The sequence below is a fragment of the Martinezella sp. CNPSo 3795 genome (assembly GCF_057784475.1).
Genome location: NZ_JBXSOQ010000019.1, coordinates 56,871 through 66,488, shown reverse-complemented (window position 1 = coordinate 66,488; position 9,618 = coordinate 56,871). Strand labels below are relative to the sequence as shown.

The window sequence follows — 9,618 nt, the reverse complement described above, 5'->3', positions numbered from 1 at the left end:
CCGAACCACCAGGACTTCTATCCGGCTGTTATCCTTCGACCTTGGTAACGACCTCGATTCGATGTCCGTCGGGATCGATGACGAAAGCTGCAAAGTAGCTCGGGCCATAATGAGGCCGAAAACCCGGCGGTCCATTGTCCCTTCCGCCGTGAGCGAGCGCGGCTTCGTGAAAAAGAGCGACGGCCTCGCGACTTGCCGCGGCGAAGGCGAGGTGGAAGCCCGCGCCTGGCGCACGAGCCTCGCCAGCGCGCAATTTGATGGCGAACTTGTCACCCCCACCCGCGGGACCATATCCAATGGCTTGATCGGGATCGCCGGGGGTCAAGTCTTCCCAAACCCTGACATAGCCGAGCGGCGCGAAAGCCGCGTCGTAGAAAGCAGCGGCTTTCTCGATATCGGATACACCGAATGAAATATGATGGAGCAATTGGCCCTCCGGTGGCTTTGGGTGCATTGATCAGTGTCTTTTGCAAATGTTGGAAGTCAACACCAACGAAGGGCGGGAGGCTCCGCAAGCCGCTATTATGAAATAGTCTTTGCCTATCCTCTCAAGCCCCTCATCCGGTCTCCTGAGCTTGCCGAAGGCCGGTCCCCTTCTCCCAAAGGGGAGAAGGAGCTTATGGTGCTCATCCGCCTCCATATGCGATAGCCCTGCCGCGAGCGGAGAGAGCTAGGGTGAGGGGCAAGCAGGGCAGAGAGTCACTTATCCGGCTCACAAACGCGCAGCCGATGTCCGTCCGGATCGAGCACGACGAAGGTTGGGCCGAAATCCATCGTCGTCAACTCCTGCGCGATCGGCAGGCCGCGTGCCTTCCAATCCCTATAGTGCTGCTCGACGGCGCCAGCGCCTTCGACCATGAAGCCCAGTTCGCCGCGATTGCCGATGGCGGAGGGCTGGGGTTCGACGCTGCTTCGGCGCCAGAGGCCGAGACTTAGGCCGTTGTCGAGCGCGAAAGCCACGAAGTTCGGCGACGCGAATGCCGGCTCACGGCCGAAGAGATCGCGGTAGAACGGCGTACTTTCGCTGGGGTCCTTAACATAGAAGATGATGAGGTTGGGGCTGGTCATCTGAATAGTCCTCTTGTTTTGATGGATTTAAGGGCATGCGGCTGTAGCCCGGCGGACGGAGCTCAGCCCGCCGAGGATGGCTTTGTCTGTCATGATGAGTGCGTGCGAAGCCACGTTTCCGAAGCCTGCTGCAGCCTTCGGATCAGTGTCTTGCGCTTGAATTTCCGATTTTACCGATATCGTTATCGCAAAGTCGCGGCGAACTTCGCGTGGGATGCTCCGGGGCGGTTCAGTCTTTCGCGGAATCTCCGAACCGCCCTACCTCTTTATTTCCCGCAATTCCTGACGGAAAACTGCCGCGCAGCTTTCCTGGAACTGCTCTAATGCATCCGCTCTTCCTCGCGGTAAGGTGCACGGCCATCGAGAAAACCGAGATCCCGCATCACGGAACTCGGCGCTTCCTCGATATCGAGACGATTCCAGCGGCGGCTGAAATAGCCAAGCGCGAGCTCAGAGAGACGGGCCGGCCATGACTGATGCTTGCCTTCAAGCGCCTCGACGCCGCCGCGATGCACATGTTGCGAAATGATGGAAACGTTGCCTGCCATGATCGGTCCTCCTTCCTGATTGGATGGACCCATCATAGCCGTATCTACTGACAGTTTCTGGCAGTAGCATCACACTGAAGCGGGTCGCGATCTCTAGGATTCGCCTCCTGTGCTTTGGGTCTTTGATTTTACGCATGTCGTTGTCGCAAAACGCTGCACACTCTTGCGCGACATGCTTTGGCGGATCAATTGTGGACCATGCCCTCACGGGCATGCCATTCCCTGGCAAGCGCGACACGCCGGCGCGGATAGCGCGCCTCCAGCACCGCAAAATCGACGATGCGGTCGGCGCGGAAATGGCGGAAATCCTGACGCAGCTCGCACCAGGCCATGATGATGCGGGCATTGTCGAAATAGCCGAGCGCGAAGGGCCAGATACGCCGAGTGGAAATGGCGCCGTTCACATCGCCATAGGTCAACTGCACCATGCGCTCCGTGCGGATCGCCTTGCGCATGAGGGAAAGATCGGCCTTGTCTTCCGTGACACGGCGCGTGGCAACGACCACTGCCGCCTGGTCGACCTCATCGCGAAGGTCGGCGGGCAGCACGGCGGCGATCTTGGCAAGCGCGTCGGCGCCGGCTGCCGCCAATCGCGAATCGGTAGCGCGGGCTACCCATCGCGATCCCAGCACCAGCGCCTCGATCTCATCCTGCGAAAACATCATCGGCGGCAGCATGAAGCCGGGCTTCAGGACATAGCCGATCCCCGGTTCGCCCTCGATCATCGCACCCTGCGACTGCAGGCTGGCGATATCGCGATAGAGCGTGCGCAGGCTGACGCCGGTTTCCTCGGCTAGAACGGCACCGCTCACCGGACGACGATAGCGCCGCAGCGTCTGCAACAGCGTCAGCAAGCGTTCCGAGCGAGCCATGGCACAATAGTCCTAGCGCTTCCATTCCACCCAATCGCGCATCAGGCGATGGGCGATGGCGCCCTTGGGCGGAGATGTGTTGCCGGAGGCCGAGACGCGATCGAGCATGGCGAGCGTCTCTTCCGGAGTAAACCAGCGGCAATCCTCAAGCTCGGCCTCGTCCATATGAATGTCCGTCGACTTGGCCTCGGCATAGCAGCCGATCATGAGGGAATGCGGCATGGGCCAGGGCTGCGAGGCGTGATAGCGCACGCGGCCGATATGAATACCGGATTCCTCGAGTGTTTCGCGGCGCACTGCATTCTCGATGGTTTCGCCCGGCTCGACGAAGCCGGCGAGACAGGAATACATGCCTGGCGCGAAATGATGGCTGCGGCCAAGCAGGCAGCGATTCCGCTCCTCGTCGATCGTGAGCATGATGACGACCGGATCGGTGCGCGGGAAGATCACATGTTCGCAGGCCGTGCAGACCCGCTTGTAGCCCCCGATGCGGCTTTCCATGACGGAACCGCACCGACCGCAGAAACGGTTGTCGCCATTCCAGCGAATGAGGCTCATGCCCTGCGCGGCTTCGCCGAGGATTTCGCCTTCCAGCAGAAGATCGCGCCAGAGCGCGCGCATATCAGCCGGTTTGTACTGGCTGGCAAGCTCGTCTGGATTGACGCGCACAGGCACGGCAAGCCGCGGCTCGCCGGTCTTGCGATAGCCGAGGAGAACGGCCTCATCCCAATTCGGATCGAGGTCGTTCAACTCATAGCGGGCAAACAGCGGGTCCAGCACCTGGCCATCATGCTTCAGGACAAGCCGATCCTGGGCGAAGGCCAGGATGTGCGTGCCTTCCTTGGCGAGCGCATGTTTGATCGATTCCTCGTCGCGATGCTCGGCATCCCGGTTGAGCTGGTTTTCCGCAAAAGCGGTGAGACTGCTGGCTTCCGGATGGGGCGCATCCGAGGAAAAGATGGAATGGCTCATTGTGAAAGCGTTTCCCGCAACTTGGCTATGAGGCTGTTCATGTCTTCGTCCGAATAGGGTTCCGCCTTGCCGTAGCCCCAGACGGGGCCTGGCCAGTTGGCATCACCTTCGAACCGCGCGATGACATGAACATGCAGCTGACGGACGATATTTCCAAGTGCCCCGACATTGATTTTTGTCGCACCCGTCACCGTCTTCAGGGTGCTTGCGACCTTATCCGTTTCGAAGGTCAGCAAAATCCGGTCGAGCGGAGTCAGCTCGAAGACCTCCGATTTGCCGGGCCGGCGCGGGATGAGCACGAGCCATGGCCAGCGGCGATCCTTCATCAGCCTGACGTCGCAAAGGCCGGTTATGGTGACGGAAACGCTGTCATTCGCAAGACGATCGTCGAGCGTAAACTCCTTCAAGGGGGCATCCTCCATTGTTTTATCAAATGTTTAGCAGTTTTTTTTGACCTTGGCTTGCTTTTGATGACGATATTGCCGATATGTGCATCCGGGAGGTTGGTGGTGGACGAGCCACTCGCCAACCGGGTCAGGTCCGGAAGGAAGCAGCCCTAACGAGCCCGGCACGGGTCATTCGTGCCAGCCTCCCACCCTTTCCGAAAGCAGGACCCGGCTTTCCGGGCGACAAGCAGGGCACCGGGCAATAAGCAGGGCGATGAGCGACACCGAGCGACAAGCAAAAGATGCCGCTTCGACCGGCACCGGCTACCGGGTGCTGGCCCGCAAATACAGACCCAAAGACTTCACGGATCTGATGGTCGGCCAGGAGCCGATGGTTCGCACGCTGACCAACGCGTTCGAGACCGGCCGCATCGCCCAGGCCTATATGCTGACCGGCGTGCGCGGCGTCGGCAAGACCACGACCGCCCGCATCCTTGCCCGCGCCCTCAACTACAAGACCGCTGACATCGATCGGCCCACCATCGACCTGCGCGAGCCGGGCGACCATTGCCAAGCGATCATGGAAGGCCGGCACGTCGACGTCATCGAGATGGACGCCGCCTCGCACACCGGTATCGACGATATAAGAGAGATCATCGAGCAGGTGCGCTACCGCCCGGTCTCGGCGCGCTACAAGGTCTACATCATCGATGAAGTGCACATGCTGTCGACGGCCGCCTTCAACGGGCTGTTGAAGACGCTCGAAGAGCCGCCCGAGCATGTGAAGTTCATTTTCGCCACCACCGAAATCCGTAAAGTGCCGATCACGGTGCTGTCGCGCTGTCAGCGCTTCGACTTGCGCCGTATCAGCGCCTCCGATCTCGTCGGGCTCTTCACCACCATTGCCAGCAAGGAAGGCATCGAGGCCGAGCCGGAAGCGCTCGCCATGATCGCGCGTGCCGCCGAAGGTTCGGCGCGCGACGGCCTGTCGCTGCTCGATCAGGCGATCGCCCATGGCAGCGGCTTCGTTGCCGCCGATGCCGTGCGCGCCATGCTCGGGCTTGCCGACCGCGCCCGCATCGTCGATCTCTTCGGCCATGTCGTCAAAGGCGATGTCTCGGCCGCACTTGCCGAATTCAACAGCCAGTACGAGGCCGGCGCAAATCCCGTCGTTGTATTGACCGACCTTGCTGATTTCACCCATCTCGTGACCCGCCTCAAATATGTGCCCGATGCCGCCGACGATCCGTCGCTCAGCGAAGTCGAGCGCACGAAAGCGGCGGAATTCGCGCAAGGCGTGGCGGTGACGGCACTTTCCCGTATCTGGCAGATGCTTCTCAAGGGCATTGCCGAGACGGAAAATGCCTCGCGCACGGCCGGCGCCGCCGAAATGGTGCTGATCCGGCTGGCCCATGCCGCTCATCTGCCGGCACCGGAAGATGCCGCGCGCAGGCTTGCCGAATTTTCCGACGGTAATGGCGGCTCCCGCCCCTCGTCGTCTACGAGCGGCGGCAGTGGCGGCGGAGCAGTGTCCTATCAGGGCAATGCCATGGCGCGTGCCGTGGAAACGCCAGCGCCAAGACCTACGCCTTCCGCACCGGTCGCTATGCTGCGCTCCGTTCCGAATACACAGCCGGACGTGCAGCCTGTCGGCCGCATCGAGCAGAAACCGGTTGAAGCGCCGAAGCCGCTCGTACCGGTCAATTCGATGGCCGATATCGCCGAACTTGCGAGCCAGAAGCGCGATCCGAAGATGAAGGCGCTGGTGCGTACCTTCGTGCGCCCTGTCAGGCTGGAGCCGGGCCGGCTCGATGTCAGCCTGGCACCGGGCGCTCCCGGCACTCTGCTGAATGAGCTTGCCGTCAAGCTGAAGGAATGGACCGGTATTCACTGGATCGTCAGCCTCAGCCGCGAGGAGGGCCAGCCGACGCTTGTCGAAGCAGAAGCGAACGCCCAGAAGCAGCGCGTCGCCGATGCACGGCAGGACCCCGATGTCGCGGCGATCCTGGCGCAATTTCCGGGCGCAAAGATCATCGATGTGCGGGTGCGGGCGCCCGAGACGGACGAAGAGGACGAAGCGGCGGCTCCGCCGGCAATCGCCGAATCCGTCGATGGCGATATTCTACCCGGCGACGACATCGAATTCTAAGGCTAGGATGAATGCTGACGGAACCGCTTCGGCTTGAAGCGGTTGACGACCATGACGACATATCCTGCCGCTTAAAGAGAGACTTGGAGAAGAAGGACCAAAGACGATGCGCGACATCATGGGCATGATGGGCAAAGTGAAGGAAATGCAGGCGAAGATGGAGAAGATGCAGTCGGAGATCGCCGACATTCGCGTCGAAGGCAAGGCCGGCGGCGGCCTCGTCACCGTCACCGTCAACGGCAAGGGCCTGATGGTCGGCCTCAAGATCGATCCCTCGCTCTTCAAGGAAGACGATGTCGAAATCCTCGAAGACCTGATCGTCGCCGCCAACAAGGATGCTCAGGAAAAGGCTGAGGCGATCGCCGCCGAAAAGACCCGCGAGCTGACCGCCGGTCTGCCGATCCCGCCCGGTTTCAAGCTGCCGTTCTGAGGTTGGACTATTTCTTTCAGCGTGCGGCCGCCTTGCGAATGAGATCGCGGCCTACCGCCTTTACAGGTTCGTTCCGCAGCACCAGCGATGTCGTCACCGCACCATGGCGGGCAATGGAATCGACGATGGTTTCAAGGTCTGATGGTGTCGGCACGAGAACCTTGAGCAAAAAGCAATCCTCGCCCGTCAGCCTCAGCACCTCGATAATTTCGGGCATTTCCGAAAACTGCTTGAGATAGGGCCGGATATGCTCATGCGTCGTGCGCAGCCGGATGACCGCCATCATGCCGAGCCCGACGGCAGCGGGATCGATGACGGCGCGATAAGCGGCAATCACACCACGCTCCTCCAGCCGCTTCAGCCGCTCCGATGCCGCCGGCTGCGACAGGCCGACACGGCGGCCGAGCTCCGATACCGAGATTCGCCCGTCCTGCTGTAGGATTTCGATGATCGATAGATCTGTCGGATCCAGTCCTCTTTCGAGAGTATCCATTGCTCGCCTTCAATTCATCGGTTGGGACAAGTTTTATCCAATGGATTGCAATGTCAATCGGCATCCCGGCATGCCAGCTTTTCTCCGTGTAAAACCATGGAGAAAGGATAGAGATGAGCGACATCATCACGCTACCGGGACTGAACGGTTCGGGAGAAGGTCACTGGCAAACATTGTGGGAACGGGACGATCCGACCATGCGGCGCTTCCAGCCGTCGAGCTGGGACAAACCGATACTTTCGGATTGGATTGCAGCGCTCGAGGGCGAAATCTCACGTTCCAAAACGCCGCCGATCCTGATCGCGCACAGCCTTGCGTGCCAACTGATCGCCCATTGGGCGCCCATCAAAAAGACTGCGATCCTTGGCGCGTTTCTGGTGGCCGCGCCTGATCCAAAGGGCGAAATCTATCTTGCCGAAGCCGGCAGCTTTGCCAATCCTCCACGGCAGCGACTGCCTTTTCCGTCCCTTCTCGTCGCCAGCACCGACGATCCTTTCGGCTCCTTCGATCATGCGCGTCGCAGTGCCGAAAGTTGGGGCAGCACCTTCGTCGATGTCGGGCCGCGCGGGCATATCAATGCGGCATCCGGACTGGACGACTGGCCGGAAGGCAAGGCAATCTTCGGGCGTTTTCGCGCCGAGCTTGGCTGAACATAAATCCGGTATTTGGAAAAGCCGCGCCGGAATGCTATCTCTGGCGCTCTTCTTCCAGATATCGTCCAGCCTGCCCTGTTGGAGGGAATGCGATGAGCTTATCGACGCTGCTTGTTTTTGCCGGTGCCTTATTCATTGCGGCGGGATCGCCGGGACCGAACATAGCTGCACTTGTGGCGCGTGTGCTGACGAAGGGCGCGCGAAACGTGCTGCCCTTCCTCTCGGGCATGTGGCTCGGCGAGGCGATCTGGCTGACCTGCGCCGTTGCCGGCCTTGCGACCATCGCCGAAACCTTCCATTTGGCCTTCGTGGCGATCAAGTGGCTGGGCGTCGCCTATCTGCTCTACCTTGCCTGGAAGATGTGGTTTGCCTCCTCCGATACGGCGGGAAAGGAACTGCCGGACGAGCAATCAGCCATGCGGCTCTTCCTCGCGGGCTTCACGGTTACCATGGGCAATCCCAAGATCATGGTATTTTATGTGGCGCTGCTGCCCTCGATCATTGATCTGCACGGCGTGACGATTTCGGGCTGGGCCGAGCTGGTGGCGACGATGTTTGCGGTGCTCGTCGTCATCGACCTCTCCTGGGCGATGCTTGCCGCGAAGGCCAGAACTTTCCTCAAGAGCCGCCGCGCCGTACGCATCGCCAATCGCGCCAGCGCTGGCACCATGGCAGGCGCGGCCGTCGCGATTGCCATGCGGTGATTTCAGACTGCTGCGCCGCTTTCGATGAGCGCACGCAGCTTGTGATGAATGGGCGCCGCCAGATAGCGCGCCCGATCCTCCGGTGACAATCGCCTGCCGAATGTCGCCATCATTTCCGGCATGGCCACCCTCTCGCCGGCATAGGGCAGGTAGGTGACCGGCATATCAGCGCTCACTGTGCCGCTCGCAAGAACGCGGCAATAGATGCCGGGCCGCCCGGCCCGGATGTATCGCTTGACGATTTGCGGATCGCCCATCTTCGCCGCGAAGGTGGAGCAGGGAATGCGCGCCGAGGTCACTTCCAAAACAAGATCGTCGACTATGAATTGGTCGCCGACGGCGGCTTGGCAATTGTCCAGGCCTTCGATGACGAGGTTTTCGCCGAAGGCGCCAGGCTCCAACGATCGTCCAAGCTCGGCTGCCCACCAGTCCAGCGTCAGCGAGCCCTCGATATAAACAGCCTGATCACGGCCGCCGTGATGCTTGCGATTGCAGATGGCATCGCCGAGCAACCCCAGCTCATCGACCATGACGGCACCGCTGACGGCGTGCTTATTGATCCCCGTCTTCGCCTTCTTGCCCGGCAGCGTTTCAGGGGCACCGCGGCACACGGCCAGAATTTTCATCGCTCAATCGCCCCTTCCGTGATTCCGTTCTTGGGGCTTATGGGCTAAAAGCCTCCCATGGCAAAGCGAGTCACCGGCCCCGAAATCGAAAAACTCATCCAGCTTCTGGCGAAGGTGCCGGGCCTCGGGCCGCGCTCTGCGCGCCGCGCGGCGCTGCACCTGATCAAGAAAAAGGACCAACTGCTCGGGCCTCTCTCCCATGCCATGGGCGATGCCTATGACAAGGTGAAGATCTGCTCGCGCTGCGGCAATGTCGATACCGTCGACCCCTGCACTGTCTGCACCGACGATCGCCGCGACCAGTCCGTCATCATCGTCGTCGAGGACGTCTCCGATCTCTGGGCGCTGGAGCGATCAGGCGCGATGAACGCCGCCTACCATGTCCTCGGCGGCGTGCTATCGCCGCTCGATGGCGTCGGGCCTGATGGTCTCAACATTCGTGGGCTGATCGCGCGCGTCAGCGAAGGCGGCATTCGCGAGATCATCATCGCCGTCAATGCGACGGTCGAGGGGCAAACAACAGCGCACTATATAACCGACCAGCTTGATGGCCTCGAGGTTAAGATCACTCGCCTTGCCCATGGCGTGCCCGTCGGCGGCGAGCTCGATTATCTCGACGAAGGCACGCTGGCGGCGGCGCTGAGGGCGCGGACGGCGATTTGAGAGCCGCAACAAAGGAAAGAGTATGAGGAGAGTTTTTACCCCCCTCTGTCAGCT

Annotated in this window: 13 protein-coding genes and 1 other RNA gene; 6 read left to right on the top strand and 8 right to left on the bottom strand. The window is 61.0% G+C overall.

Annotation, left to right across the window (positions count from 1 at the left end; genetic code table 11):
* Nucleotides 1–28: 28 nt before the first annotated feature.
* The 6 genes from AC13QY_RS30745 to AC13QY_RS30720 form a co-directional block, all read right to left on the bottom strand.
* Entirely contained in the window at nucleotides 29–427 is a 399-nt protein-coding gene (locus AC13QY_RS30745) for a VOC family protein (RefSeq protein ID WP_488494441.1), read from the bottom strand.
* Nucleotides 428–699: 272 nt separating this feature from the next.
* Nucleotides 700–1,068, bottom strand: a complete 369-nt coding sequence (locus AC13QY_RS30740) for a VOC family protein (protein WP_069613607.1) — start codon at nucleotides 1,066–1,068, stop codon at nucleotides 700–702.
* 320 nt (nucleotides 1,069–1,388) lie between these two features.
* Nucleotides 1,389–1,616, bottom strand: a complete 228-nt coding sequence (locus AC13QY_RS30735; RefSeq protein WP_488494440.1) for a hypothetical protein — start codon at nucleotides 1,614–1,616, stop codon at nucleotides 1,389–1,391.
* A 185-nt stretch (nucleotides 1,617–1,801) separates the two neighbouring features.
* Entirely contained in the window at nucleotides 1,802–2,488 is a 687-nt protein-coding gene (locus tag AC13QY_RS30730; RefSeq protein ID WP_069613605.1) for a helix-turn-helix transcriptional regulator, read from the bottom strand.
* 12 nt (nucleotides 2,489–2,500) lie between these two features.
* Entirely contained in the window at nucleotides 2,501–3,460 is a 960-nt protein-coding gene (gene nudC / locus AC13QY_RS30725; RefSeq protein ID WP_113397401.1) for an NAD(+) diphosphatase, read from the bottom strand.
* Nucleotides 3,457–3,867: an HIT family protein gene (locus tag AC13QY_RS30720; protein WP_488494439.1), complete on the bottom strand. Its 411-nt coding sequence runs from the start codon at nucleotides 3,865–3,867 to the stop codon at nucleotides 3,457–3,459. The genes nudC and AC13QY_RS30720 overlap by 4 nt, the downstream gene beginning before the upstream one ends.
* 91 nt (nucleotides 3,868–3,958) lie before the next feature.
* Between AC13QY_RS30720 and ffs the strand changes: the two genes are divergently transcribed.
* From ffs to AC13QY_RS30705, 3 genes are all read left to right on the top strand, one after another.
* An RNA gene (gene ffs, locus AC13QY_RS30715) (signal recognition particle sRNA small type) lies at nucleotides 3,959–4,056 on the top strand.
* Nucleotides 4,057–4,120: 64 nt separating this feature from the next.
* On the top strand, nucleotides 4,121–5,995 hold the full coding sequence (locus AC13QY_RS30710) for a DNA polymerase III subunit gamma/tau (RefSeq protein WP_488494438.1): 1,875 nt from the start codon (nucleotides 4,121–4,123) through the stop codon (nucleotides 5,993–5,995).
* A gap of 106 nt (nucleotides 5,996–6,101) precedes the next feature.
* On the top strand, nucleotides 6,102–6,425 hold the full coding sequence (locus AC13QY_RS30705; RefSeq protein ID WP_037155519.1) for a YbaB/EbfC family nucleoid-associated protein: 324 nt from the start codon (nucleotides 6,102–6,104) through the stop codon (nucleotides 6,423–6,425).
* Nucleotides 6,426–6,441: 16 nt separating this feature from the next.
* Here the strand turns inward: AC13QY_RS30705 and AC13QY_RS30700 are convergent, their stop codons facing one another.
* Complete coding sequence (locus AC13QY_RS30700) at nucleotides 6,442–6,918, bottom strand: Lrp/AsnC family transcriptional regulator (RefSeq protein ID WP_488494437.1); 477 nt, start codon at nucleotides 6,916–6,918, stop codon at nucleotides 6,442–6,444.
* Between the two features lie 113 nt (nucleotides 6,919–7,031).
* On the opposite strand from AC13QY_RS30700, the gene AC13QY_RS30695 reads away from it, so the two are divergent.
* Together AC13QY_RS30695 and AC13QY_RS30690 are read left to right on the top strand one after the other, a co-directional pair.
* Nucleotides 7,032–7,568 (top strand): RBBP9/YdeN family alpha/beta hydrolase, encoded by a 537-nt coding sequence (locus AC13QY_RS30695; RefSeq protein WP_488494436.1) that lies wholly within the window; start codon nucleotides 7,032–7,034, stop codon nucleotides 7,566–7,568.
* A 95-nt stretch (nucleotides 7,569–7,663) separates the two neighbouring features.
* Nucleotides 7,664–8,275, top strand: a complete 612-nt coding sequence (locus tag AC13QY_RS30690; protein WP_113330931.1) for a LysE family translocator — start codon at nucleotides 7,664–7,666, stop codon at nucleotides 8,273–8,275.
* Nucleotides 8,276–8,277: 2 nt separating this feature from the next.
* Here AC13QY_RS30690 and AC13QY_RS30685 read toward each other — a convergent pair whose 3' ends face one another.
* A complete protein-coding gene (locus AC13QY_RS30685) occupies nucleotides 8,278–8,901 on the bottom strand; it encodes an MOSC domain-containing protein (protein WP_488494435.1) in 624 nt (207 codons plus the stop codon).
* 57 nt (nucleotides 8,902–8,958) lie between these two features.
* Here AC13QY_RS30685 and recR point away from each other — a divergent pair, with 57 nt between their 5' ends.
* Nucleotides 8,959–9,564, top strand: coding sequence for a recombination mediator RecR (recR, locus tag AC13QY_RS30680; RefSeq protein ID WP_488494434.1), 606 nt, complete (start codon nucleotides 8,959–8,961; stop codon nucleotides 9,562–9,564).
* Nucleotides 9,565–9,618 lie beyond the last annotated feature (54 nt).